Genomic DNA, 26,319 nt, shown 5'->3' on the forward strand with positions numbered 1-26,319 from the left:
CCCTGTCGAGTTCGAGACGCTCGAGGAACGCGGTGTCGTGACTGACCACCAGAACGGCACCCCGATAGTCGCGCAGCGCATCGACCAGTTGGTCGACGCTGCGGATGTCGAGGTTGTTGGTCGGCTCGTCGAGGACCAGAATCTGCGCCGGCGGATCTGCCAGGAGAAGCTTCGCGAGCGACACACGGAAGCGCTCTCCACCCGAAAGGGTGGATACTGGGCGGTCCACGCTGTCACCTCGAAGAAGCAAGCGGGCCAGTTGATTACGGATAGCACCCGACGACATGGTCGGCGCCGCCGCACGGACGTTGTCGAGGGCGCCGGCCTCGTCGTCGAGCCCGTCGAGACGTTGTGGGAGGTACCCCACTCGGTCAGTGAACAAGGTCCCGCTCGGACGACCCGGTGCCGCTGGCCGTCCGTAGACCAGCCCCTCGATCAGGGTCGTCTTGCCGACACCGTTGGGTCCGGTGACCGCGAGCCGTTCCGGGCCCTGCACCTGGACAGTACGATTCGTTCCGCGAAGTTCGGCGATCCGCCGGCTGCGCGGAACGTCGGGATCCGGCAGTCCCAGATGAATATGTTCGTCGGCCCGAACGCGTGCGGCGGCCGCATCGACTGCCGCCTTGGCGGCCTGCACTTTCGCGTCGAGCCCGGTGCGCATGGCACCGGCCGATGCTTGTGCCTTGCTCGCGCGATTTCCCGCCAGGATCTTCGGGATGCCCCCGCTCTGCTGGGTTGTCCGAGCGGTCCGCTCCCGGCGCGCCAGCTTCGTCTCGGCCTCGACGCGTTGCCGCTTCTCGACTTTGAGTGCTTGTTCCGCCGATCGGGCTGCCTGAACCGCCGCTGCCTGCTCGCGGCCGAGATGCTCGCGCCACGCGCTGTAGGGCCCGCCGAAGACGCCTACCCGACCGGCGTGGAGTTCGGCGGTGTCGTCCATACGTTCCAACAGGTTCACGTCGTGGCTGACGACGACGAGCGCTCCCGGCCAGGTGTCGACCAGCTCTGCGAGTTTTACGCGAGTCGACATGTCGAGGTTGTTGGTGGGCTCATCGAGCAACGTGATCGGTGTGTGCCGAAGGCGCAGCCCGGTGATTGCGACGAGCATGGCCTCGCCACCGGATATCTGTCCGACTCGTCGGTCGAGATCAGCGGCGGAGAAGCCGATCTCACCGAGCGCCTCAGCGGCGCGGGTCTCGATGTCCCAGTCGTCGCCGATCGCCTCGAAGTGAACATCGTCGACCTCCCCGGCCTCGATCGCACGGAGCGCCGCCAGCTTGTCGGCGATTCCGAGGAGCGCGGCCAGTCGCGTCTGCCGGTCGAGCGTCAGGGTTTGCGGCAGATAGCCGACATCGCCCGACGTCGTGATCTGTCCCGACGTGGGTGTGAGCACTCCGGCGATCAGCTTCAGCAGTGTCGACTTCCCTGCTCCGTTGTCGCCGACCAGTCCGGTGCGACCGGAACCGATGGTGCCGAAGAGTCCTGCGAGCGCGACTGTTCCGTCAGGCCACTCGAACGTGAGGTCCCGAAAGGTGATCGCGGGTTTGACGGACGTTGACATGTTCTGTCTCCTTGTATGCAAGGCAATCCGATCGGCGCGGCGGCCCGCCGGATCTGCGTCTACTCCACAGACCCGAGGCGGACGAACACGACCGAGCAGGTATCACCGCGCGGCTGACTGACTCTGGTGGTGAGCGCCGCGGAACCCGTCGGCTCGGTGCGCGTCTTGGGCACACCGAACGGGCGGAGCGGGCGATCGCGGATCCGAACCACAGGCCGAGGACCGACACCAGATGGTCCGGCACGAAGAATGGCCGACTCGTGCGCGTAGATGCGCAGCGCACACAAAGTTGGCCGCCGATGGTTCGGCGGCTAGAGTCTGTCGACCTCGATAAGCACGATCGGACCGTATCACCCGCCGGGAGTCGTCACCGCACTGCCCTCGGCCGTTCACCGCCGCAACAGCCAGGTCAGCGTCGACCGATCGGGTCAGTTCACCGTCACCGCCGACAAGCGCCAGGGACCGTCGCCGAGCAGTTCCAGCTGGCGGGTGTGGTGCTGGTCGACGGTGCTGCGGTGGCTGACGCTGACGAGCATGCAGTCCGGCACCCGCTCCCGGATCAGGTGGTACAGCGCGAACTCGAGGCCCTCGTCGACCGCCGACGTCGCCTCGTCGAGGAACGCGGCCTGCGGGCGGATCAACACGATTCGGGCGAAGGCGATGCGCTGTTGCTCGCCGGGTGACAGGATCTTCGCCCAGTCCGCCTCCTCGTCCAGACGGCCGACGAGGTTGCCGAGTTGGACGGACTGCAGGGCCTCGACGATCCGCGCGTCGCCCAGGTCGTCCGGAGTCGCCGGATAGGCGACGGCACTGCGCAGGTCCCCGAGCGGGAGATACGGCAACTGGGACAGGAACAGCGCTCCCTGTCCGATCGGGCGGCGCACCCGGCCGTCGACGAACGGCCACATCTCGGCGAGGGCACGCAGCAGCGTCGTCTTGCCGCTGCCCGACGGCCCCTTCACGAGCAACGCCTCGCCCGGTTCGAGGTGCACGTCCAGGTCGTCGATCAACAGTCGTCCGTCGGGTGTGCGGACCGACACCTGGTCCAGTTCCACCGAACCGTCGTGTCCCTCCGTGCGAATGGCCGGGAGTTGCCGGGACTTCTCGTCGGCGTCGAGCAGTCCGTTGAGCCGGATCAGGCTCGCCCGATAGCCGGCGAACACGTCGTACGACTGACGGAAGAACGACAGGGCGTCCGACACCTGGCCGAACGCCTGTGTGCTCTGGGTGATATCGCCGAGGGTGATGGTGCCGGCGAAGAACCGCGGCGCCTGGATGACGATCGGGAACACGACCGAGACCTGGCTGACGCCCAGGTTGAACCCGTTGAATTTCAGTGTCCGGAAAACGATCTGCCACGCGTTGACGATCACCCCGGCAAACCTGCCGAGCAGTCCGCGCTTCTCTACGCCCTCTCCGCGGTAGAAGGCGACGTTCTCGGCGCTGTCGCGCAGACGCACCAGGGCGTAACGGAAGTTCGCCGTCAACCGCTCCTTCAGGAAGCTCAGCGCGATCAACGGCCGGCCGATCCAGAAGGCGATCACGGTGGCGGTCAGGATGTATACGTAGACGAGCACGACCATGGCCCGGGGAATCTCGACCCCGAGGATCTCCATCGGACCGGACAGGTCCCACAGGATCCCGGTGAAGGACACCACCGTCACCACCGAACTGACCAGCCCCATCGACAGGGTCTGCGTGGTGTTCGCCACCTCGGTGATGTCGGCCTCGATCCGCTGGTCCGGATTGTCGATGGATTTGTCGATGAACCTGCCGCGGTAGTAGGCGCGGCCGCCCAGCCAGTCGGTGGTGACCCGATCGGTGAGCCAGGTGCGCCACAGGATCTCGAGTGCCTGCCCCACGTACTGGGCCAGCAGCGTCCGCACGACGTGCACGGTTGCGAGCACCGTGAACACCACGATCGATCGCCAGAACATCGATTTCGCGCCGTCGAGCATGGCCGCATCGCCGGCCTCGAGACCCTGCGCAATCAACTGCAGCGAGGTGTACATCTCGTTGCTCTGGTACGAGAGCAACACCATCACCCGGACTCCCAGGATCGTCAGGAACAGCAACGCCACGATCAGCGACCACGGTCGCCAGCTGTCCCGAGTCGAGAAGTAGCCTCCGGTGATTCGCCAGAATTGCCGACCCCACCTGGTGTGCCGCGCGAGCAAGGCGCCGATCACCACGAAGCAGACCAGGCCGATAGCGAACGCCTTCGAGGTCCACAGCAAACTGGCCACGACTTCGTTGTTCCAGTCGATCGATTCGTTTCGCATGAGGCTCCCCCATCAGGGATGGCGTGCCGTGAATCGAGAACCAGAATTCTATCCGCCCCCGCGATGACCGAGGAGGCTCATGACCGAACCGGCTCAGCGCCGGGCCGGAAAGTGCCGAATGACGCCTTCCTGCACGACAGTTGCAATCAACTGCCCGTCGCTCGCGAAGAACCGACCGGTCGCCAGACCTCGCGAACCGGCCGCAACCGGCGATTCGGTCGCATACAGCGCCCACTGGTCGAAGCGGAACGGGCGATGGAACCAGATCGAATGGTTGACCGTCGCGGCGACGATGCGGTCCAGACCCCACGACAGTCCGTGGGTGGTGAGAATCGAGTCCAGCACCGTGGTGTCCGACGAGTACGCCAGCGCCGCGGTGTGCGCCCACGACTCGTCAGGCAACTCCCCGTCGGCCCGCATCCACACCCGGTTGTGGTTGAGTCGCTCGCCGGTGCCCTTGAGCACCCACGTCGGGTCGTTGGCGTAGCGCATCTCCATCGGCTTGAGCGCATCGACGAACATCCGAAGCCGGTCCTCGTACCCGACGAGGTGTTCCCCGATCGACGGCAGGGACTCCGGACCGGCGACGTCGGGGATGTCGACGCTGTGCTCGAGGCCCTTGCCCCAGTCCTGGAACGCGGCGAACATCGAGAACAGCACGTTGCCGTCCTGGTACGCGGTGACCTGACGGTTCGCGAACGCCCTCCCGTCGCGATGTCGGTCGACGCGGTACTCGATCGGCGCCTTGACGTCACCACCGCGGATGAAGTGGGCGTTGATCGCGTGGATCGGACGGTCTCCCTCGACCGTCCGCCCAGCCGCGACCAACGCCTGCGACACCAACTGGCCACCGAACGTGCGGCTGCCGACCTGCGCGGGATGCCGACCGAGGTAGGTGTCCTCGCCGATCTGCTCGAGATCCAGCAACGCCAACAGCGTCTCCAGATCGGCCGATCTCGTCGGACGTACCCCTGCCCCCGCGTCGGTCACCCGCATTGCCCCCTTCTAGTGGTCTTCCTCCCCGATCCGGTGCACGTGGATCAGGTTGGTCGAGCCTACTGTGCCGGGCGGCGAGCCGGCGACGATGACCACGAGGTCACCCTTGTTGTAGCGACCGAGTGAGAGCAGCGCGTGGTCGACCTGCGTGAACATCTGATCGGTCGAGGCGACCGCCTCGACGATGAACGTCTCGGTGCCCCACGACAGCGCCAACTGGCGGCGCACCGCTTCGAGCGGTGTGAACGCCAGCAGCGGAAGCGGCGAGTGCAGGCGCGCCAACCGGCGGACCGTGTCACCGGACTGCGTGAACGCCACCAGCGCCTTCGCATCGAGACGCTCACCGATGTCACGGGCACCGTAGGAGATGACACCGCGCTTGGTGCGGGGCACATGCGTGAGCGGCGGGACGCGCGCCGGATCGGTCTCGACGGCCTCGAGGATCCGGGCCATCGTCTGCACCGTCTCCATCACGTACTTGCCGACCGACGTCTCGCCCGAGAGCATCACCGCGTCCGCGCCGTCGAGCACCGCATTCGCGACATCCGACGCCTCGGCGCGAGTGGGCCGCGAGTTCTCGATCATGGATTCGAGCATCTGTGTGGCGACGATCACCGGCTTCGCGTTCTCACGCGCGATCTGGATGGCGCGCTTCTGCACCAGCGGAACCTGCTCGAGCGGCAGTTCGACGCCCAGGTCGCCGCGGGCAACCATGACGGCATCGAACGCCAGCACGACGGCCTCGAGGTTCTCGATCGCCTCGGGCTTCTCGAGCTTCGCGATGACCGGGACGCGGCGGCCGACCCGATCCATCACGGCGTGTACCAGCTCGACATCGGCCGGCGAGCGCACGAACGACAGCGCGATGAAGTCGACGCCCAGCGACAGCGCGAACTCGAGATCCTCGATGTCCTTCTCGGACATTGCCGGCACCGACACGTTCATGCCGGGCAGCGACACGCCCTTGTTGTTGCTGACCGGGCCGCCCTCGGTGACACGGCAGACGACGTCGTCGACCTCGACGGCCTCGACCACCAGGCCGACCTTGCCGTCGTCGACGAGTAACCGGTCTCCGGGCTGCGCGTCCTGCGCGAGCTGCTTGTACGTCGTCGAGACACGGTCGTGCGTGCCCTCGCAGTCCTCGACCGTGATCCGGATCTGTTCCCCGGTCGCCCAGTACGTCTTGCCCTCGACGAACCGGCCGAGGCGGATCTTCGGTCCCTGCAGGTCGGCGAGGATGCCGACCGCGCGTCCCGTTGCTTCGGACGCCTCACGCACCCGTCGGTAGTTGTCCTCATGATCGGAATGTTCGCCGTGGCTGAAGTTCAGTCGCGCTACGTCCATCCCGCTCTCGACGAGTTCACGTACGCGGTCGCCGGTAGCAGTCGCAGGGCCAAGTGTGCAGACAATCTTCGTGCGTCGGGTCACGAGCAAAGCCTAGTCAATGCGAGGAACGAACTCTATTCGGCAGGAGAACGCCCCGTGACGTCCAGATGAGCGTCAGACGACGGTCAGCGGGAGCGCAGTCGGATGCACGGGAGCGGGCAGCTCCGAACTCCCGGTCAGATAGGCGTCGACGCCCCGTGCTGCGGACCGCCCCTCCGCGATGGCCCACACCACCAGCGAGGCCCCCCGGTGCGCGTCGCCGCACACGAACACACCGGGCGTCGCGGTCTGCCAATCGGATCCACACGAGAGCGAACCCCGCCGGTTGGTACCGAGGTCGAGATCGTCGAGCAACGGGCCGTGTTCGGCACCCTCGAAGCCGATCGCGAAAAGCGCTAGGTCGCAAGGAAGTTCGATCACCTCACCGACCGGACGAATCACCCTCTGCCCCGATTCGTCGCGCCCCAGCCGTACCTCCGCCAGGATCATCGACCGCACGCGCCCGTCGGCGTCACCGAGGAATCGCTGAACCGCGACCTCGTACCGGCGCACACCGCCTTCCGCGTGCGCCGGGGACGTGCGCAGCACCATCGGCCATGCCGGCCACGGCGTGGAGGATTCGTCCCGTTCGGTCGGTAGGGCCGGGTGATAGTCGAGCTGGGTGACCGACAGCGCGCCCTGCCGGTGCGCGGTCCCGAGGCAGTCGGCTCCGGTGTCACCACCACCGATGATCACCACGTGCTTGCCACGCGCGCTGATCGGCGTCGGCCCGTCACCCTCGCACTCATGGTTGGAGGCGACGAGATACTCCATCGCCAGGTGCACGCCGTCCAGCTCCCGGCCCACGACGTCGCGGTTGTCGCGCGCCTGCAGTGCGCCCGTCGCGAGCACGACCGCCTCGTACCGTTCCCGCAGCGCGGACACCGGCAAGTCGATACCCACCTCGACCTCGGTGACGAAATGCGTTCCCTCCACTCTCATCTGGGTCAGCCTCTGGTCCACCATCGCCTTCTCGAGCTTGAACTCGGGTATCCCGTACCGCAGCAGCCCGCCGAGTCGGTCGTCGCGCTCGTACACGGTCACCTCGTGCCCGACACGAGTTAGTTGTTGCGCAGCAGCAAGTCCCGCGGGGCCCGAACCGACGACGGCGATATGTCGGCCGGTACCGATGGCCGACAGGACCGGCCCCACCGCACCCTTCTCCCAGGCGGCGTCGGCAATGGCCTGCTCGATCCGCTTGATCGTGACGCTGCCGGTGGTGTGGGTGTCGGCGAGCGAGAGGACGCACGCGGCCTCGCAGGGTGCCGGGCACACCCGTCCGGTGAACTCCKGGAAGTTGTTGGTCGCGTGCAACCGGTCTGCCGCCGCACCCCAGCGACCTCGGCGAACCAGGTCGTTCCACTCGGGAATCAAGTTCCCCAGGGGGCACCCGGCACTCCCGGAGTGACAGAACGGGATCCCGCAGTCCATGCACCGACTGGCCTGCTCGGACACCTCCCGGGCACGCTCCTCGGCCGACTGCGACTCGTACACCTCGCGCCAGTCGTGGACACGTTCTTCCACCGGACGCTTGCGCGCCTCCTGCTTGGTGACGTGTAGGAAACCCTGTGGATCAGCCACGTGCCGCCTCCATGATCGCGGTATCGACGTCCAGCCCCTCGGCCCGCGCCATCCGGGTCGCCTCGAGCACCCGCTGGTAGTCGACGGGCATCACCTTGGTGAACAGCGCCGACCGCCGTGGCCAGTCCGCCAGCACCGACGCCGCCACCGCGGAACCCGTCCACCGCAGATGCTGCTCCACCACCACCCGCAGCCATTGGAGATCGTCACCGTTCGGCGCCTGCAACGTCACCATTGCCGGGTTGATCTTCGACAGATCAGCGTCCAGGACGAAGGCGATCCCGCCCGACATGCCCGCGGCGAGGTTCCGGCCGATCGGCCCGAGCACCACGACCCGGCCCCCGGTCATGTACTCGCACGCGTGATCGCCGACACCCTCGGCGACCGCCACCGCACCCGAGTTCCGCACACAGAACCGCTCGCCCACCCGCCCCCGCAGGTACGCCTCACCCGCCGTCGCCCCGTAGAGGAGCGTGTTGCCCGCGATCACCTGGGTCTCCGGCAGGAACAGCACGTCGTCCGCGGGCCGAATCACGACGCGACCACCCGAGAGCCCCTTGCCGACATAGTCGTTGGCGTCGCCGACGAGGTCGATCGTGATTCCCGGCGGCAGGAACGCACCCAACGATTGACCGGCGGATCCCTCCAACTGGACCCGGATGGTGTCGTCGGGCAGACCGGCAGCACCGTAGCGTCGGGTGACCTCCGACCCCAGAAGCGTCCCGACCGTCCGGTTGACGTTGCGAACCGGCAGCTCCAACCGCACCGGTAGCGCATCCTCGAGGGCACCCTCGGCCAACTGGATGAGCGTGCGGTCCAGCGCGAGGTCGAGTCCGTGGTCCTGCGCACGCATGCACCGCCGTTGGGGAATGCCGACACCGGGCAGCGACTCGGTCGTGGCGAAGATCGGGCTCAGGTCCAGTCCCCGGCTCTTCCAGTGCGCCACCCCGACCGCGGTCTCGAGGATCTCCGGATGCCCCACCGCCTCGTCGACACTGCGGAAGCCCAACTCGGCGAGGTACCGGCGCACGCCCTCGGCCACGAATCGGAAGAAGTCCTCGACGAATTCGGGTTTGCCGGTGAACCGCTTGCGCAACTCGGGATTCTGCGTCGCCACCCCCACCGGGCAGGTGTCGAGGTGGCACACCCGCATCATGATGCAGCCCGCCGCGATCAGCGGCGCCGTGGAGAATCCGTACTCCTCCGCGCCGAGCAGCATCGCCACGACGACGTCCCGCGCGGTGCGCAGGCCGCCGTCGCACTGCATCGTGATCCGGTCACGTAATCCGTTGAGCACCAGCGTCTGCTGCGCATCGGCGAGCCCGATCTCCCACGGCAGCCCGGCGTGTTCGAGCGACGTCAGCGGGGACGCACCGGTACCACCGTCGTGACCGGAGATCAGTACGACGTCGGCGTGCGCCTTGCTGACACCGGCGGCAACCGTGCCGACCCCGACGGAGCTGACCAGCTTGACGTGCACACGAGCCTGATCGTTCGCGTTCTTCAGATCGTGGATCAGCTGGGCCAGGTCCTCGATCGAGTAGATGTCGTGGTGTGGCGGCGGCGAGATCAGCCCCACGCCGGGCGTCGAGTGCCGGGTCCGCGCGATCCACGGATACACCTTGTACGCGGGCAACTGCCCGCCCTCTCCCGGCTTGGCGCCCTGCGCCATCTTGATCTGGACGTCGGTCGCGTTGACGAGGTAGTCGCTGGTCACGCCGAATCGCCCGCTCGCGACCTGTTTGACGGCGCTCCGCCGCCGCGGGTCGTGCAGCCTGTCGACGTCCTCGCCGCCCTCCCCGGAATTCGACCGCCCGCCGATCCGGTTCATCGCGACGGCGATGGTCTCGTGCGCCTCCGCCGAGATCGAGCCATAGCTCATGGCGCCGGTGTTGAAGCGGGTGAAGATGGCCTCGGCCGGTTCGACCTCGTCGAGCGGGACGGGCGGTCGCAGTCCACGACGGAACTCGAACAGTCCGCGCAGGGTGCCGCCCTCCGCCGAGAGGCGGTCCACCTCCGCGCTGTACCGCTCGAACACGTCGGCCCGGCCCGTTCGGGTCGCGTGCTGCAGCAGGAACACCGTCTCCGGTGTGAACAGGTGCAGTTCGCCGTCGCGGCGGTACTGGTAGATGCCGCCCACGTCGAGCCGGCGGTGAACCTGCGCCGAGGGGCTCTCCGGGTACGCCTGCCGGTGCCGCAGCTCCACCTCCCGCGCGAGCACGTCCAGACCGACCCCACCGAGGCGGCTGACCGTGGCGGTGAAGTACTCGTCGACCACGTCGTGGGACAGACCGATCGCCTCGAAAACCTGTGCGGCGGTGTACGACCCGACGGTAGAGATCCCCATCTTCGACATCACCTTCAGGACGCCCTTGCCGAGTGCCGTGAGGTAGTTGCGCACTGCGACGGAGGATTCCACGCCGGTCAGTTCCCCCTCTGCCACGAGGTCCTCGATCGTCTCCATCGCGAGATAGGGGTTGACCGCCGCCGCGCCGAACCCGATCAGCAACGCGATGTGGTGTACCTCCCGGGCGTCGCCGGTCTCGACCACGAGCGCGACCTTGGTGCGTTCCTTGGTTCGCACCAGGTGGTGGTGGACCGCGGACACGGCAAGCAGCGACGGGATCGGTGCCCGGAGGTGATCGGAGTCGCGATCGGAGATCACCAGTGTCCGATAACCGTTCGCGATGGCGGCACTGGCCGCCGCCCGCAGGTCCTCGATCGCCTCGGCCATGCCCGCTCCGCCGCTGTCGGCGCTGTACAGCGCCCGCAGGACGGTCGCCGCGAACCCCGGGCAGTCGCCGTCGGCGTTGATGTCGATGATCTTGCCGAGTTCGTCGTTGTCGAGGACGGGCCACGACAGTACAAGCTGGCGACACGACGCCGCCGTCGGCTCGAGGAGGTTCTGCTCCGGGCCCATCACTCGCCGCAGCGACGTGACGATCTCCTCGCGGATAGCGTCCAGCGGCGGGTTGGTGACCTGCGCGAACATCTCGACGAAGTAGTCGTACAGCAGCCGCGGACGCTGCGAGAGCACCGCTACCGGAGTGTCGGTGCCCATCGATCCGAGAGGTTCTCCGCCCGACGTCGCCATCGGCGCGAGCAGAACACGTTCCTCTTCCTCTGTGTACCCGAACGCCTGCTGTCGCCGCACGACCGACTCGTGGTCGTGCGGGATACGCCCCCGGCTCGGGAGCGAGCGCAACTCGAGCAGGCCGGCGTGGAGCCACTCCCGGTAGGGCCGCTGGCCCGCGAGCTGTGACTTGATCTCGTCGTCGGGCACGATGCGGCCGCCGGCGGTGTCGACCAGGAACATCACCCCCGGCTCGAGTCGTCCCTTCGCGATCACATCCGACTGGGGTATCGGCAGCACCCCGCTCTCGCTGGCGAGCACGACGCGCCCGTCGGTGGTGTGCCACCACCGTCCCGGACGGAGGCCGTTGCGGTCGAGCAGGGCGCCGACGACGGTGCCGTCGGTGAACGTAATGCAGGCGGGCCCGTCCCACGGCTCCATCAACGACGCGTGGAACTGGTAGAAGGCGCGACGGTCGTCACCCATCGCGGTGTGGTTCTCCCACGCCTCCGGGATCATCATCGACACCGCGTGCGGCAGCGACCGGCCACCCAGGTGCAGCAGCTCCAGAACCTCGTCGAACGACGCCGAATCGGACGCCTCGGGCGTGCAGATCGGGTACAGGCGTTCGAGATCACCCGGGATGCGATTGCTGCGCAGCATCGCCTCCCGCGCACGCATCCGGTTCCGGTTCCCGCGCACGGTGTTGATCTCCCCATTGTGCGCGACATACCGGAACGGGTGTGCCAGAGGCCAGGACGGAAACGTGTTGGTCGAGAACCGACTGTGCACGATGGCGATCGCGCTCGCAATGCGGCGGTCCCGCAGATCGGAAAAGTACAACCCGAGCTGCTCCGTGGTCAGCATGCCCTTGAACGTCATCGTCCGACTCGACAGCGATGGGAAGTACACACCGGTCCCGGCCTGTTCGACCTCCGGCGTCACCAACTCGGCACGCTTACGCAGCCCGTACACCCGCCGATCCAGCTCGAGCCCAGCGGGTCGGACGCCGTTCACCGGCGGCGCGGACACGAAGAGATACGTCATGTACGGCATGCAGGACCGGGCCGTCGCGCCGATGTCGGCCCCGATCGGGTCCACCCGGACGTCGTGCCAACCGAGGATCTCGACATCCTCGCGCTCGGCGATCGCCTCCACCCGACGTCGCGCTGCCGCGCGCAGGTCGGCCTCTATGGGGAGGAAGCAGATTCCGGCGGCGAACGTCGAGGATCCGTCCGGCGCCGGCGCAGGCAGCTCGAAATCGGACAGCTCACGCAGAAAGTCGCCGGGCAGCTGGATGAGAATCCCCGCTCCGTCGCCGCTGTTGACCTCTGCGCCCGCAGCACCACGATGCTCGAGGTTCTCGAGGGCGAGCAGCGCGTCGGCGATGATCGCGTGCGAACGGCGGCCCTCGACATCGGCGACCATCGCGACGCCGCACGAATCCGATTCGCGATCGGAAACGTAGAGGCCACCGGAATCTGGTTGCCGAGAAAACAGCACCGAACACCTCCACACCGGCCACGTACGTCCCGACCGCGACCACCTGTTCGCGCATCACGCACTTCTCGGGCGACTCCCTCATGGGGGTCGCCGACTACGGGTGCTGACTGCGTTGATCGGGGTCCACCGGCATTGCTGTCGACCCGTGAAGGTTGCCGAGTTCCACACCCGGCCGGGTCAGTTTACCGCGCCATCGCCACCCGAAGCGATGCCGAAAAAGCCACACCGCCCGTGCCGATATCGGCACGGGCGGTGTGGTTCGAGTACGTCAGGTCCGGTCGGACTCGGTCGGCTCGAGATCGCCGGGCGGGGGCGGATAGCTCGGCCCGGCTCCCCACCCCGGGCCGTTACCGACCCCGGAGAAGGTGTCCCAGCCCGGTCCGGCCGCTCCGCTTCCGGACGGCGGAACCGCCGAGGTGCCCGACGTCGACTCCGTCATGGAGGCGTCGGCTGTCGCGTCGTAATCGAAAGGCGCGCCGAACTCCGGCGGCGAAGTGGGTTCGACCAACCCGTCGTCGAACTCGGTGGGTTCAGTCATTTCTTCTCCCTTCCGCTGTCGGTGCTGTCGCTGTCGCTGCGGTCGCGGTCGGTGTGATCGGGACTCGTGACGGAGTCCTCATCGACTGCGGGCGCCGCGGCTCCGACCGTTCGGTCGGTGCGACTGCTGCGCGGTTGCAGATCCTCCGGATTCTCACGCCCCTTCTTCGCCAGAACGAAGTAGGCGACGGCGCCTGCGAACACGAGGGCCGACGTGAACGAGTTCACCCGGATGCCCAGGATCTCGGACGCGTGATCCGACCGCATCAGCTCGATCCAGAAACGGCCCGCGCAGTATCCCGCCACGTAGAGCGCGAACAGCCGGCCGTGACCGATCTTGAACCTGCGGTCCACCACGACTAGCAGCACGACGATCAGCAGGTTCCAGACCAGTTCGTAGAGGAACGTCGGGTGAACCACCTGCATCACGACGCCGTTGGATGCACCGTTGAGCGTGTCGACCCGTCCCGCGGCATCCGTGCGCTCGTAGATCTCGAGACCCCACGGGACCGTCGTCTCGCGGCCGTACAGCTCCTGGTTGAACCAGTTGCCGAGTCGGCCGATGGCCTGCGCCAGGATTATGCCGGGCGCGATCGCGTCGCCCAGCGCCGGCAGCGGGATGCCCCGGCGTCGGCAACCGATCCACGCACCGACGGCGCCGAGGGCCACGGCACCCCAGATGCCGAGGCCGCCCTGCCAGATCTTCAGCGCGTCGACGGGGTTCCCGCCGGCACCGAAGTACGTCGGCCAGTCCGTCATGACGTGGTAGAGCCGGCCACCGATCAAACCGAACGGCACCGCCCAGACGGCGATGTCGAGGACCGTGCCCTTCTCACCGCCGCGCGCCACCCATCGCCGGTCGCCCCACACGATCGCCACGACGATGCCGACGATGATGCAGAGCGCGTAGGCACGCAGGGCCAGCGGTCCGACGTACCGCACCCCCTGCGGTGGGCTGGGGATGTACGCGAGAAATTGCGTCGAAGTCGCCATCGAAGTCACTGGGCCACGGTAGCCGAGCGCACGCCCTCCGCGAGTTCCGTGGTGAGGGCGCGGACCGCACCCAGGCCCTGCTCCACCGCGGAGACGATGGCGGATCCGACGATGACCGCGTCCGCGTACGCCGCGATCTCGGCGGCCTGCGCGCCCGACCGGACGCCGAGGCCGACACCGACCGGGATGTCCGAGTGGGCACGGATCCGGGCGGTGAGTTCCGGCGCCATCGACGACACCGCGTCACGCGCACCGGTCACGCCCATCGTCGACGCCGCGTAGATGAACCCGCTGCTCGCCTCTAGGGTCATCGCCAGCCGCTCCTCGGTAGAGGACGGCGCAACGAGGAAGATCCGGTCCAGGTGATGCTCCTCGGAGGCCTCCATCCACTCACCGGCCTCCTCGGGGATCAGGTTCGGGGTGATCAACCCGAGGCCACCCGCGTTCGCGAGGTCGCGCGAGAACCGGTCGACGCCGTACTGGAGTACCGGGTTCCAGTACGTCATGACGACCGCGTTGCCGCCCACCGACGCAATCTGCTCGACCACGGTGAACACGTCACGCACGCGCACTCCGTTGCGCAGCGCGGTCTCGGCAGCCGACTGGATGGTCGGGCCGTCCATCACCGGATCGGAGTACGCGATGCCGACCTCGATGATGTCGCAGCCGGCGTCCACCATCGTCTTGTAGACGTCGATCGACGCGGCGACGTCCGGGTAACCGGCCGGCAGGTAGCCGACGAGCGCGGCGCGGTTCTCCTCGCGACATTTCGCGAACGTGGGCGCCAGGCGTGAATCTCGCTGGTTCACTTGGCCGTACCTTCCTTGCTCGAATCGGCGGCGTCGGCAGCGGTGTCCTTGTCGAACAGGCCGAACCACTGCGCCGCGGTGTCCATGTCCTTGTCGCCGCGGCCGGACAGGCTCACGACGATGATCGCCCCGTCGCCCAGTTCACGACCCAGCTTCAGCGCGCCCGCCACCGCGTGCGCCGACTCGATCGCCGGGATGATGCCCTCGCGTCGCGAGAGCAGCAGCAGCGCGTCCATCGCCTCGGCGTCGGTGATCGGCTCGTACGACGCCCGACCGGTGTCCTTGAGGTAGGCGTGCTCGGGTCCGACACCCGGGTAGTCGAGGCCGGCCGAGATCGAATGCGACTCGATGGTCTGGCCGTCCTCGTCCTGCAGCAGGTACGAGTACGCGCCCTGGAAGGCGCCCGGGGTGCCGCCGGCGAAGGTGGCTGCATGCCGACCGGTCTCGACGCCGTCGCCGGCGGCCTCGTAGCCGACCAGCTTGACCGCCGGATCGTCGATGAACGCATGGAAGATGCCGATCGCGTTCGAGCCACCGCCGACACACGCCACGACGGCGTCCGGCAGCCTGCCCGTCAGCGTCTGCACCTGTGCGCGCGCCTCGAGACCGACGATGCGCTGGAAGTCGCGCACGATCATCGGGAAGGGGTGCGGACCGGCCGCGGTGCCGAAGCAGTAGTAGGTCCGATCAGCGTTGGTGACCCAGTCGCGCAACGCCTCGTTGATCGCGTCCTTCAGCGTCGCCGATCCGGTCTCGACCGACACGACCTCGGCGCCGAGCAGACGCATCCGGGCCACGTTGAGCGCCTGCCGGGCGGTGTCGACGGCACCCATGTAGACGATGCACTCGAGACCGAGCAGCGCACACGCGGTCGCCGTCGCCACACCGTGCTGGCCGGCACCGGTCTCCGCGATGATCCGGGTCTTACCCATGCGCTTGGCAAGCAGTACCTGCCCGAGCACATTGTTGATCTTGTGAGATCCGGTGTGGTTCAGATCTTCCCGCTTGAGCACGATGCGGGCCCCACCGGCGAACTCGCGCAGCCGAGTGGCCTCGAAGACCGGGGACGGGCGACCGGTGTAGTCGCGCTGCAGCCGATCCAGCTCGTCCAGGAACGAGTCGTCCCCGCGGGCCTTGTCGTACTCGGCGGTGACCTCCTCGATCACCGCCATCAGCGCCTCGGGGACATGACGTCCGCCGTACACACCCCAGTGGCCGCCGGGATCGGGCTCGTGGGTGGAGCGCTCGGTCAGACCGGCGCTGGCGGGGGGCAGATTCCCGCCCTTGGAGACGAGGGCCTCATTGCGTGAACTCACGTCCCCAGTCTGCCCCAACCCCGACGAGAACGAGTGGTCGGGTCCGCTGGCGGCCGACGACTCAGCGAGCCGGCTTGGGGCACGACGGGTGCGCGCCCGCCGTGACCAGATCGGAAACAGCGGTCCTCGGGTCGCCGCTGGTCACCAGACCTTCGCCGACGAGGACCGCGTCCGCGCCGGCACCCGCGTACGCCAGCAGGTCGGCGGTGCCGCGGACGCCGGACTCGGCGATCTTGACGACATTCGTGGGCAGGCCCGGAGCGATCCGCCCGAACGTGTCCATGTCGACCTCGAGGGTCTTGAGATTGCGCGCGTTGACGCCGATGACGCTGGCGCCGGCCTCGAGTGCGCGGTCCGCCTCGGCCTCGGTGTGGACCTCGACCAGCGCGGTCATCCCGAGCGACTCGGTGCGGTCGAGCAGCGACGCGAGCACATGCTGCTCGAGGGCCGCGACAATCAGCAGGATGACGTCCGCGCCGTGCGCACGCGCCTCGTGGATCTGGTAGGGGCCGACAATGAAGTCCTTGCGCAGGATCGGGATGTTCACGGCCCGGCGAACAGCGTCGAGGTCCGCGAGCGAACCATGGAAGCGACGCTCCTCGGTGAGCACGCTGATCATCCGCGCCCCACCGGCCTCGTACGCAGACGCGAGCACGGCAGGATCCGGGATGTCGGCGAGTGCACCCTTCGACGGGCTAGCGCGCTTCACCTCCGCGATGACGCCGATGCCCGGGGCGCGCAGGGCCGCGGCGGCATCCAGCGCGGGAGGCGCTGCGGCAGCGGCAGCCTTGACGGCGGCCAGGTCGAGAACGGCTTCGCGGGCGGCGACATCGGCGCGCACCCCGTCGAGAATCGAGTCGAGAACGGTCATCGTGGCTCGAGTCCTTTCCGGCATGTCAACCGATGTGTGAGGTACCTCATCGGATCTTGACTCAGCCTAGAGGTCGGGGTTATTCGGTCTCCCGGCGGGTACCCGACTGGCCGGTGTCCTTGCTCACATCCGTCGCCGAAGGGCTTGACTCACCAGCACCGGCAGCCCTGTCACCGTCGTCGACGGTGGGGTCCTCGCCGGCATCGAGCGCATCCCAGAGCATGCGCTGCGTCTGCGGCTCGTCCGTCTTGTCGACGGCGCCGCGCTTGGCGGCAGCGTCGCGGCGGGCCGCCGGGCTGTCGTACTTGGACGAGAGTCCGCCCGTCGCAGCCGGTTTCCGGATGAGCGCGAAGGCTGCCGCCAGTGCGACCACCGAGCCCACCAGCACCAGCACCGCGGGCAGGGCGGTGACCTCGGTCGCCGTCACCTGCGTGGCGACCCGCTCGAATCCGGCAATGTCCGCAGCCTTCTCGTCGGACGCACCACGGGTCAGCAGGCCGATCGCGGGAATCGCGGCGACCACCGCGACGACCGCGACCAGCAGGCCCAGCACCCGCACGAGCCACCCGCGCACCGCGAACGCGGCCGCGATCGCCGCGACCAGCGCGAGCGCCAGCGGTGTGGTCGCGGCGGCCCACGTGCCGCCGTCGAGGTTCGTCACGCGATCCTCGCCCAGCCCGTCGGACGACGTCACCGTCACCCACGTCATCCGCGACGAGCCCCACAGGCACGCCGCTGCCACCGCGAGCAGCAGCGCCGCCACCCCGGTCGCGCGGCGGCCGGAGTTCCGGCCGCCGGACTCGTTCTCACTCACCGGTGTTCACCTCCGAACGGTCCCCGAAGGACCGCAACGTCTGTGCCGCGGCGATCGCGCTCAGGACCGCCATCGCCTTGTTCCTTGCCTCGGTGTCCTCGTAGACGGGGTCCGAGTCGGCCACCACGCCGGCGCCCGCCTGGACGTACGCGGTGCCGTCCTTGATCAACGCGGTGCGGATCGCGATCGCGGTGTCCGCATCGCCCGCGAAGTCCAGGTATCCGACGATGCCACCGTAGATTCCGCGGCGGGTCGGCTCGAGCTCGTCGATCAGTTCCATCGCCCGAACCTTGGGCGCACCCGACAGCGTGCCGGCCGGGAAGCAGGCGGTCACCGCGTCCAGCGCGTGCTTGCCCTCCGCCAGACGTCCGGTCACGGTCGACACCAGGTGCATCACGTGGCTGTAGCGCTCGATGTGGCGGTAGTCGTGAACCTTCACCGTGCCCGGCTCGCACACCCGGCCCAGGTCGTTGCGGCCGAGGTCCACGAGCATCAGATGCTCGGAGTTCTCCTTCTCGTCCGCGAGCAGGTCCTTCTCGAGCAGGATGTCGTCCTCCTCGGTGGCGCCGCGCCACCGCGTGCCCGCGATCGGGTGGGTGGTCGCCACACCCTCACTCACGGTGACGAGCGCCTCGGGGCTCGACCCGACGATCGAGAACGCGGTGTTCCCGTCCGCGCCGGGTACCTGCAGCAGATACATGTACGGGCTCGGGTTCGAGGCCCGCAGCATCCGGTAGACGTCGATCGGCTCTGCAGCGCAATCCATCTCGAAGCGCTGCGAGAGAACCACCTGAAAGGCCTCGCCGGCCTCGATCTCACCGATCAGCCGGCGGACGTCGATACCGAAGCTCTCGGTAGTGCGCTGGCGACGGTAGTCGGGCTGTGGGCGGGCGAACGTCGAGACCGTCGAGTGAGCCGGCGCGGCGAGCGCAGCGGTCATCCGGTCCAGTCGCGCGACGGCGTCGTCGTACGCGGCGTCCACGCGCTCGTCGGAACCGTCCCAGTTGACGGCATTGGCGATGAGGGTGATCGCGCCCTCGTGGTGGTCGACCGCGGCCAGGTCGGTGGCGAGCAGCATCACCATCTCGGGAATCTGCAGGTCGTCGACGGCATGACTGGGCAGGCGCTCGAGCCGGCGGACGGCGTCGTAGCCGAGGAATCCGACCATTCCGCCGGTCAGTGGCGGCAGATCGGGCAGACGCTCGGTGCGCAGCAGTTCGAGGGTCCGCCCCAGCGCCTCCAGTGGGTCACCGCCCGACGGAGCGCCCACCGGGACGTTGCCGAACCAGGCGGCCTCGCCGTCCTGCACGGTCAACGCCGCGGGACTGCCCGCGCCGATGAACGACCAGCGCGACCACGACCGGCCGTTCTCCGCCGACTCGAGCAGGAAGGTGCCCGGCCGGCTGCCGGCCAACTTGGTGTAGGCCGACAGCGGAGTCTCGGCATCCGCCAACACCTTTCGGATGACGGGAACCACACGATGCTCCGCCGCGAGAGCCCGGAACTGCTCACGAGTGGTGGTTGAATCGTGCCGGGGCGCCTCGCCGGGAACTGCCGAGGTAGCTGCTGGGATGGTGGTGGACTCGCCGCGCATGCACCCATCATCCCAGGAACGTCGATTCCGCCCGCGCCCGCGGGTAGCGTCGGCGCACATGAAGCCCGGTGAGCTCGCGCCCGAATTCGACTTGCCCGACCAGGACGGCACACGTCGGACGCTGACGTCGCTGCTCGCCGGCGGACCGCTCGTGCTGTTCTTCTACCCGGCCGCATCGACACCCGTGTGCACCGCCGAGGCCTGCCACTTCCGGGATCTGTCCGCCGACTTCGCCGCCGCGGGGGCCGTCGTGGCCGGCATCAGCCGGGACACCGTCGACAAGCAGGCGAGCTTCTCCCGCGCGCAGTCGTTCGGTTACCCGCTGCTCGCCGACGTCGACGGCACCGTCGCCGAGCGGTTCGGCGTCAAGCGCGGACTGCTCGGCAAGATCACGCCGGTCAAGCGGACCACGTTCGTCATCGACACCGACCGCACGGTACTCGAGGTGATCGCGAGCGAGGTGCGGCCGAACCTGCACGCCGACCGGGCGCTCGAGCTCGTCCGCAGCCGGGCCTGACGCCCGTCAGGCCACCTGGATCGACCGCTTCGCCAGGCCCATCCAGAAGCCGTCGATGATCTGTTGCGGCGTCTGCTCCGGGTCGTTCGATGCACCCAGGGTGACGAACAGCGGAGCGAAGTGCTCGATCGTCGGGTGCGCATACGGCATTCCGGGCGCCTGGGCGCGGAAGTCGATCAGGGCGTCGACGTCGCCGGCTGCCAACCGCTCCCCCGCCCACGCGTCGAACTCGGCCGACCAGCCCGGGGCCGTCGCCTCCGGCGAGGGGTCCCGCAGGAACGGCAGCCCGTGCGTCGTGAAGCCGGAACCGACGATCAGCACACCCTGCTCGCGCAGCGGGCGCAGACGCCGCCCGAGTTCGAGCAGTCGTTGCGGGTCGAGGGTCGGCATCGAGATCTGCAGGACCGGCACGTCCGCGTCCGGATACATGACCGTCAGCGGCACGTACGCGCCGTGATCGAGGCCGCGATCCGGCTGGTGGTAGACCGGTTCGTTGTCCGGCATGAGCGCGGCGACCTGGCGGGCCAGTTCCGGCGCACCGGGCGAGGCGTAGGTCACCTCATAGAACCGGCGCGGGAATCCGCCGAAGTCGTAGACGAGCGGCGTTCCGGTCTCGATTGCGCCGATGGTGAGCGGCGCCGATTCCCAGTGGGCCGAGACGACGAGGATCGCCGTGGGACGCGGCAGGTCGGACGACCACTGCGTGAGCTCGCGGACCCACCGCTCACTGTCGACCAGCGGGGGCGCGCCGTGGCTGAGGAAGATCGCAGGCATGACGGTCACATGAACTCCTTTGTTGAAGCTTCAAGTTAACATGTGACTGAACGCGCCCGGTCGTCTGCTATTCCCCGACCAGCGGGCCGCGGCGGACGTTTGACACGCTGGTACCCGAACACCGACTTTCAGCGATCGGAGAACGACCCGATGGGCGCGCAGGACAACACCGAGACCACGTGGCTCACCGGAGCCCAGCAGGACGCCTGGCGAACCCTCGTCTCCCTCGTCACGAGACTGCCCGCAGCGCTGGACACCCAACTGCAGCGTGACTCCGACCTGACGCATTTCGAGTACTTCGTCCTCGCCGTGCTGTCGGAGGCACCGGACCGGCGGCTGCGACTGTCGGAACTGGCGCAGCAGGCCAACGCCTCGCTCTCGCGCCTCTCGCACGTCGTCACGCGATTGGAGAAGCGGGGCTGGGCGCGCCGCGAAACCGTCACCGGCACGCGGGGCGCGTTCGCGGTCCTGACCGACGAGGGTTACGCGAAGGTGGTCGAGGCCGCGCCCGGACACGTCGACACCGTGCAGGCGCTGGTGTTCGAGGGACTCGATTCCGCCCAGGTGGCCCAGTTGTCGTCGCTGGGCAAGGCGCTCGTCGATCAACTCGACAAGGGCATCGCCGCGGGCACCGGCAAGGCCTAGGGCAGGCCACACGACGCTCGCGGCCATGTCGATGAACAAGACGGCGCCTGCGCACCTCCCGTGGGGCGGCCTGCTCACGTTGACGCCCGGGGCGGTTCTCTACCGTGGTGCCGGCGGTGACGCCGATCTGCACGCGCACCACGCCGTTCAGGTGATGATCTCCCTGGACGAACCCTTCGTCCTCGAGTTCGAAGACGACCACCATCACACCGCCGCCGCGATCGTTCCGAGCGGTGCACCACACCGGCTCCACTGCACCTCGCGCCGCCTGCTCCTGATCCTCGTCGAGCCGTTCGGGCCGCGTGGTCGTGGCCTCGGCCTCATCGGTGAGCGAAGCCGCGGCCAGGAGTTCGAGGCCGTGCTCGAGCGCATCGCCACCGAGCACGCCGACGACGCGGACCCCGTGACCGCCGTCGACAGCCTGGTTCGGGCCATCACCCCGGAAACGCCACAGCGGCCCGCCCGGCTGTCCGAACCGGTGCGCGCGGCACTGCGGTACCTGGAGCAGACCCCCGGTATACAGCCCACGCTCGCGCGCGCGGCCGCCGAGGCGCACCTTTCCCCCTCGCGGTTGACCCACCTGTTCACGCTCGAAGTGGGCATCCCGTTCCGACGCTACGCACTGTGGGTCCGTCTGCGGACCGTGACCGAGCGAGTGACGTTCGGAGACAACCTGACTCAGGCCGCCGTGGCGGCCGGGTTCAGCGACTCCTCGCACCTCAGTCGGGTGTTCAAGAACAATTTCGGTCTGAGCCCGTCGGCCCTTCTGGGCATGACGGTCGACCGCGACGCGTGGCCGGAGGGCACCTCCTGACCGGGGGCGCTCGCGGGGAAAGTCAGCCGCAACGTTCAAGTCTTCCGATGCCCACTCCGCATACGTTCGGGTCATGGACGTTCGACTGCAACCCACCCCCCTCCTCGACTACGACCACCCTTCGATTCAGGCGCTGATCGCACAGCGCGGATGGCGCGATCTGCCCCACGGAATCCGCATCGGCGCGGTCTATGACTTCGTCAGGGACGAGATCGGCTTCGGGTACAACTCATCCGACGCACTGGCAGCCTCCGAGGTGCTCGCAGACGGCTACGGCCAGTGCAACACCAAAACCACGCTCTTGATGACCCTACTGCGGGCCGTCGACGTGCCCTGCCGGTTCCACGGGGCGACCATCGACAAGAGTCTGCAGAAGGGCGTCCTCGACGGAATTCTCTACCGTCTGGCGCCTCGGGACATCCTCCACAGTTGGGCGGAGGTCCGGTTCGAAGACCGGTGGGTCGAGCTGGAAGGCGTCATCCTGGATGCCGACTACCTGACCGGACTACGCGACACGGTCGCGTCGGGCGGCGCATTCCTCGGCTTCGGTGCAGGGACCGAGGACATCGGTGACCCGCCGGTCGCGTGGACCGGCACCGACACTGCGATTCAGAAGACCGGAGTGAACCGCGATCTCGGCACGTACGACAATCCGGACGCGTTCTACCGAAAGCACGGGACCAACCTCAGCGGAATCCGAAACCTGCTGTACCAGCGGGTTATCCGGCACGTAATGAACCGTAGGGTCGCTTCGCTCCGCGGTTGCGCCTCTCTCCCGAGAAGCGAGGCGTCGGCGCCTGACGGGTCCTGAGCGCGAGATCAGCCCAGCGGTTCGCCTCCGACGCCCCAGTGCTCGCGCGGCACCTCAGTGATGGTGACCCACACCGAGGAGGCGTTCTTGCCGGTCGCCTCGGCATACGCCTCGGTGACGGCGGCGATGGTCTCGCGCTTCTGCTCGGCGGTGAGTCCCGGCGTCTGGCTGATCTGAATCAACGGCATGCCGGAGATTGTGTCAAACGCCGGGCACGCAGAAGCAGGCGCGACCGCGAATGTTTGGTGCTGCACGCCGTGCTGGCGGGCGACGAGGACAGCTGGGGATTCATCGTCCAGGGGATCAAGGCGAAAGCTCAGGAGTTCCTTCCCCATCGGGACCAGTACACCCTCTCCCGACCGATCCGCTCCGGGTGCAACGTCGTCGGCGCATGATTACCGACGACGGAAACGGGTAATTCCCGACCATGGATACCGATCGGGCTCTACGGGTGGTCGTCATCGGCGCGACGGGAAACGTCGGCACCAGCGTCGTCGAAGCGCTGAGCACTGCCGGGCACATCGGGGAGATCGTCGGCGCCGCCCGGCGTCCGACCGAGTTGGCCTACCCGAAAACGAGATTCGTGGTGGCCGATACCACCACCGACGACATCCGCGGCCTCGTTCGCGGCGCCGACGTCGTCATCCATCTCGCGTGGCTCTTTCAGCCCACTCACAGGCCCGAAGTCACCTGGAACAACAACGTCCTCGGCGCCATCCGTGTATGCAGAGGACTGGCCCACGCACGGCTGGCCGGGCGCCGCATACCCCATGGAGAAGGCCTACCTCGAGCGTTGGCTCGACGCGGAGGAACTCCGCCATCCGGAGACGCGAGTGGTCCGGATTCGCCCGTGCTTCTTGTTCAAGCGGCGGTCGGCCACCGAGCAGCGCCGATTGTTCGCCGGGCCTCTGGTACCGGGCAGTCTGGTTCGCCGCGGCCTGGTTCCCGCAGTCCCGCTGGTCGATGGGCTGAACGCCCAGGTCCTGCACACGAGCGACGCCGCGGCGGCGATCGTCCGGGCGGCACTTCGCCCGGTCCGGGGCGCCTTCAACCTGGCGTCGATGCCGGCTGTCGACGGTCGGTACCTCGCGGAACTTCTCGGCGCTCGCCCGGTTCCGATACCGCGCCGCGCGCTGCGACTCGCGACGTCACCGGCGTGGCACCTTCGGGTGCTCCCCGCCTCCCCCGGACTGCTCGACACCGTCCTCCAGCTGCCACTGTTGGACAGCACGCGGGCCGAAACCGAACTCGACTGGCAGCCGCGGTTCACTCCGCGTGAGACTCTCGAGACCTTCCTCGGCGGACTCCGGTCGGGTGCGGGCCTTCCGACTCCCCCATTGGCCGGCGATTCCGTCTCACGCCGACTGCACGAACTGTCGACGGGAACGGGACAGCGGGACGACTGAGACGGACGCCGGCCGCCGGCGTCACGGGCAGGCCGGTGTGACGATGTGGTAGATCTGCTCGGCCTGATCCTGCGACGGCTCGGCCCCCCTTGTTGGCCGCCAGCACACGAATCTTCTCGGTCACCTGCTCTTCACTGATTCCGTTGGCGAGGTCGTTGCACGATGCGATGACGATGTTCTCGATGCTGTCGTCGTCGCGGTCCTCCGAGAGATCCGAGTAGCCGGTTCGGAACGCGACCACGAACGCATCGAGCTTCGCCTGATCGAAGGTCCCCAATTGTTCGGTCGATGTGACCGACGTGGGGGCGGATTCGTCGGTCTCGTTCTCCCGTGGTCACCGGCATCTCCATCGACGTCTGCATCGTCGTGTCGGTGCTGTCGTCGTTGTCGTCTCCGCACGCCCGTCAGCGTGAGTACGGCGCCCGCACCTACCAGTGCGGTGGCGATGATCTTCTTCATCGGAATTGCCTTCCAACTCGGGGACTGCGTATGGGATCCGGCCGAGTCCTACTGCTCGGATCGAGTGGACGGGAAGAACTGCTGCTCGTACAGGCGGGCCGCCTCCTCGAGTACCGCGGGGTGGATTCGCGCCAAGGGACGGAAATGCGTGACGAGTGGTTCCAGATCCAGACTGTGACCGATGACGGTGCCGGTCAGCAGCCAGGCAAAGCAGTCCGACTCCGGGCTCTGTCGACCGCGAGCCTGTTCGCCGAGACCACAACAGCGGTGGAGGCGTYGTGCCATCCACTCCTCGGCCGACCCGGGCCACCACGGTTCGGGCGCAAGGGGTGTCACGACCAGTCCCGGCATGTCGATTCCCGATTCCCGGTCCCGGCTCCGGCAGTCGGCGGCATCGCGGGCGGGACCGGTCGAGTAGCGCAGGAAGATGCCGTGGGTCGACGCCGTGAGGGCGACCAGTTCGGCCAATGTCGTGATGGCGACGAGCGGCGCCCCCGGCGGCTCCCGATTCGAAACCGCGCCGCTCACGACGGTGCCCTCCGAACCCGCACCTGCACGAAGACCTCCCGATACTCTTCCGTCGACGACGGCCACGGTCCGTATACCCGGACGGACGCGCGCCCAACCATCTATCCCGTCGGTCTCCCGGACCCGGCAGTCCCGCACGGCGCCCTGTCGGCGACTCGCGCACGTTTCACTTCCGAGCGCCTCGGGAATGCACCGTCAATTGCATTCGCTCGGCGATGCACCGAGCATCTCGCCTCGTGGGCGATGACACGACGCACACGGTGGGCGTCGCGGCACCCGAGCCGGCCGAGCAGCTCAGGCTTCCATTCACTAAGGCGTACTCGGTCGCCCACCTGGCGTGGGGCTTCCAGCCGACGCATCGGCGTCGAGCAGTCCACGTGTCCTCGACTTGGCCGAGGGGATGGTCGACCGCGCCGGCACCGGCAGCGCCGTTCTCGCGGACCGGTCGGTATTCGAGCGTTGACGTCAGCGCTCAGGCGGGTCCCCGTCGGGCTCAGGAAGCCGACCTGATGGTCAGTCCACGCGCCTCGACGCCGGTTCCGCGTTCCGGGTCTCCAACGGTGGGAGAAACCCGCCGATGAGGATCATCACCACAGCGAGGCCCAGGTGGAGCCAGTTGTCGGCGTCGTTGACCGGAAGGAAATTGGCGGCGTCGTCTCGGTTGATCGAAACGCCGTAAATCCACACAGCGAAGTAGACGACTCCGCCGCCGATCAGATAGACCCGGGCGAGCCCGATGCTGCGTGCCATCAGGATTCCGGCCACACCGAAAGCGAGATGTACGACGTTGTGCAGTACCGATACCTCGAAGATTCCTAGCAGTTTCGCATCCGAGTGATGACCCGCCCACGTCATCGTGTCGTAGTCGGTCGTGATTCCGGGAATGAAGCCCAGGATTCCGACGACGAGGAACACGACGCCGAACACCAGAGCCACCACCTCCGTCGCCGAGCGCTTCCGAGCAGATGTCCGCCGAGGGTCGCTGGGCATGTCCCACACCTTCCGTTTCGAGT

The 26,319-nt window shown here is 67.9% G+C and carries 21 protein-coding genes and 1 pseudogene; 5 read left to right on the plus strand and 17 right to left on the minus strand.

What is annotated here, in order from left to right; translation table 11 throughout:
* The 13 genes from AB4Z09_RS23955 to AB4Z09_RS24015 all read right to left on the minus strand — a co-directional run.
* On the minus strand, positions 1 to 1,558 hold a 1,558-nt coding region (locus tag AB4Z09_RS23955), incomplete at its 3' end, for an ABC-F family ATP-binding cassette domain-containing protein (RefSeq protein ID WP_442240818.1).
* A gap of 428 nt (positions 1,559 to 1,986) precedes the next feature.
* Positions 1,987 to 3,840 carry an ABC transporter ATP-binding protein/permease gene (locus AB4Z09_RS23960; RefSeq protein ID WP_442240819.1) on the minus strand — a complete coding sequence of 618 codons (1,854 nt, stop codon included), beginning with the start codon at positions 3,838 to 3,840 and terminating at the stop codon, positions 1,987 to 1,989.
* 93 nt (positions 3,841 to 3,933) lie between these two features.
* On the minus strand, positions 3,934 to 4,836 hold the full coding sequence (locus AB4Z09_RS23965; RefSeq protein WP_174910602.1) for an acyl-CoA thioesterase II: 903 nt from the start codon (positions 4,834 to 4,836) through the stop codon (positions 3,934 to 3,936).
* A gap of 9 nt (positions 4,837 to 4,845) precedes the next feature.
* Entirely contained in the window at positions 4,846 to 6,264 is a 1,419-nt protein-coding gene (gene pyk / locus AB4Z09_RS23970; RefSeq protein WP_174910605.1) for a pyruvate kinase, read from the minus strand.
* 72 nt (positions 6,265 to 6,336) lie between these two features.
* Positions 6,337 to 7,842: a glutamate synthase subunit beta gene (locus tag AB4Z09_RS23975; protein WP_442240820.1), complete on the minus strand. Its 1,506-nt coding sequence runs from the start codon at positions 7,840 to 7,842 to the stop codon at positions 6,337 to 6,339.
* The gene (gene gltB, locus AB4Z09_RS23980) at positions 7,835 to 12,418 is read right to left on the minus strand and encodes a glutamate synthase large subunit (RefSeq protein ID WP_442240821.1); all 4,584 of its coding nucleotides are present in this window, start codon (positions 12,416 to 12,418) and stop codon (positions 7,835 to 7,837) included. The genes AB4Z09_RS23975 and gltB overlap by 8 nt, the downstream gene beginning before the upstream one ends.
* Before the next feature lie 268 nt (positions 12,419 to 12,686).
* The gene (locus AB4Z09_RS23985) at positions 12,687 to 12,956 is read right to left on the minus strand and encodes a hypothetical protein (RefSeq protein ID WP_441346773.1); all 270 of its coding nucleotides are present in this window, start codon (positions 12,954 to 12,956) and stop codon (positions 12,687 to 12,689) included.
* Positions 12,953 to 13,948 (minus strand): prolipoprotein diacylglyceryl transferase, encoded by a 996-nt coding sequence (lgt, locus tag AB4Z09_RS23990; RefSeq protein WP_442240822.1) that lies wholly within the window; start codon positions 13,946 to 13,948, stop codon positions 12,953 to 12,955. The genes AB4Z09_RS23985 and lgt overlap by 4 nt, the downstream gene beginning before the upstream one ends.
* A gap of 5 nt (positions 13,949 to 13,953) precedes the next feature.
* Positions 13,954 to 14,757: a tryptophan synthase subunit alpha gene (gene trpA, locus AB4Z09_RS23995; protein WP_114722815.1), complete on the minus strand. Its 804-nt coding sequence runs from the start codon at positions 14,755 to 14,757 to the stop codon at positions 13,954 to 13,956.
* Positions 14,754 to 16,073 carry a tryptophan synthase subunit beta gene (trpB, locus tag AB4Z09_RS24000; protein ID WP_114722814.1) on the minus strand — a complete coding sequence of 440 codons (1,320 nt, stop codon included), beginning with the start codon at positions 16,071 to 16,073 and terminating at the stop codon, positions 14,754 to 14,756. The genes trpA and trpB overlap by 4 nt, the downstream gene beginning before the upstream one ends.
* A 61-nt stretch (positions 16,074 to 16,134) precedes the next feature.
* Complete coding sequence (gene trpC / locus AB4Z09_RS24005; protein WP_174910614.1) at positions 16,135 to 16,944, minus strand: indole-3-glycerol phosphate synthase TrpC; 810 nt, start codon at positions 16,942 to 16,944, stop codon at positions 16,135 to 16,137.
* A 79-nt stretch (positions 16,945 to 17,023) separates the two neighbouring features.
* Entirely contained in the window at positions 17,024 to 17,758 is a 735-nt protein-coding gene (locus AB4Z09_RS24010) for a TIGR02234 family membrane protein (protein ID WP_174910617.1), read from the minus strand.
* Entirely contained in the window at positions 17,751 to 19,352 is a 1,602-nt protein-coding gene (locus tag AB4Z09_RS24015; RefSeq protein WP_174910620.1) for an anthranilate synthase component I, read from the minus strand. Before AB4Z09_RS24015 ends, AB4Z09_RS24010 begins: the two co-directional genes overlap by 8 nt.
* Before the next feature lie 58 nt (positions 19,353 to 19,410).
* Between AB4Z09_RS24015 and AB4Z09_RS24020 the strand changes: the two genes are divergently transcribed.
* Positions 19,411 to 19,869 (plus strand): peroxiredoxin, encoded by a 459-nt coding sequence (locus tag AB4Z09_RS24020; RefSeq protein ID WP_174910623.1) that lies wholly within the window; start codon positions 19,411 to 19,413, stop codon positions 19,867 to 19,869.
* A gap of 6 nt (positions 19,870 to 19,875) precedes the next feature.
* Here the strand turns inward: AB4Z09_RS24020 and AB4Z09_RS24025 are convergent, their stop codons facing one another.
* Positions 19,876 to 20,643 carry a dioxygenase family protein gene (locus AB4Z09_RS24025; RefSeq protein WP_114722881.1) on the minus strand — a complete coding sequence of 256 codons (768 nt, stop codon included), beginning with the start codon at positions 20,641 to 20,643 and terminating at the stop codon, positions 19,876 to 19,878.
* Positions 20,644 to 20,793: 150 nt separating this feature from the next.
* Here AB4Z09_RS24025 and AB4Z09_RS24030 point away from each other — a divergent pair, with 150 nt between their 5' ends.
* The 3 genes from AB4Z09_RS24030 to AB4Z09_RS24040 all read left to right on the plus strand — a co-directional run bounded on the left by AB4Z09_RS24030 (position 20,794) and on the right by AB4Z09_RS24040 (position 22,913).
* Positions 20,794 to 21,288, plus strand: a complete 495-nt coding sequence (locus tag AB4Z09_RS24030) for a MarR family winged helix-turn-helix transcriptional regulator (protein ID WP_114722880.1) — start codon at positions 20,794 to 20,796, stop codon at positions 21,286 to 21,288.
* A gap of 25 nt (positions 21,289 to 21,313) precedes the next feature.
* Complete coding sequence (locus tag AB4Z09_RS24035) at positions 21,314 to 22,102, plus strand: helix-turn-helix transcriptional regulator (RefSeq protein WP_174910625.1); 789 nt, start codon at positions 21,314 to 21,316, stop codon at positions 22,100 to 22,102.
* Positions 22,103 to 22,175: 73 nt separating this feature from the next.
* Complete coding sequence (locus AB4Z09_RS24040; protein ID WP_174910628.1) at positions 22,176 to 22,913, plus strand: transglutaminase-like domain-containing protein; 738 nt, start codon at positions 22,176 to 22,178, stop codon at positions 22,911 to 22,913.
* Positions 22,914 to 22,921: 8 nt separating this feature from the next.
* Here AB4Z09_RS24040 and AB4Z09_RS24045 read toward each other — a convergent pair whose 3' ends face one another.
* Positions 22,922 to 23,101, minus strand: coding sequence for a tautomerase family protein (locus AB4Z09_RS24045; RefSeq protein WP_114722808.1), 180 nt, complete (start codon positions 23,099 to 23,101; stop codon positions 22,922 to 22,924).
* A 239-nt stretch (positions 23,102 to 23,340) separates the two neighbouring features.
* Here AB4Z09_RS24045 and AB4Z09_RS24050 point away from each other — a divergent pair.
* Positions 23,341 to 24,319 (plus strand): annotated as a pseudogene (locus tag AB4Z09_RS24050) (NAD-dependent epimerase/dehydratase family protein).
* 507 nt (positions 24,320 to 24,826) lie between these two features.
* Here the strand turns inward: AB4Z09_RS24050 and AB4Z09_RS24055 are convergent.
* Together AB4Z09_RS24055 and AB4Z09_RS24060 are read right to left on the minus strand one after the other, a co-directional pair.
* Positions 24,827 to 25,306: a DUF6098 family protein gene (locus AB4Z09_RS24055; RefSeq protein ID WP_442240823.1), complete on the minus strand. Its 480-nt coding sequence runs from the start codon at positions 25,304 to 25,306 to the stop codon at positions 24,827 to 24,829.
* 513 nt (positions 25,307 to 25,819) lie between these two features.
* A complete protein-coding gene (locus AB4Z09_RS24060) occupies positions 25,820 to 26,296 on the minus strand; it encodes a DUF4383 domain-containing protein (RefSeq protein ID WP_174910632.1) in 477 nt (158 codons plus the stop codon).
* Between the last annotated feature and the right edge of the window lie 23 nt (positions 26,297 to 26,319).

It is taken from the genome of Rhodococcus sp. TAF43 (assembly GCF_052113525.1).
Lineage (GTDB): Bacteria > Actinomycetota > Actinomycetes > Mycobacteriales > Mycobacteriaceae > Prescottella.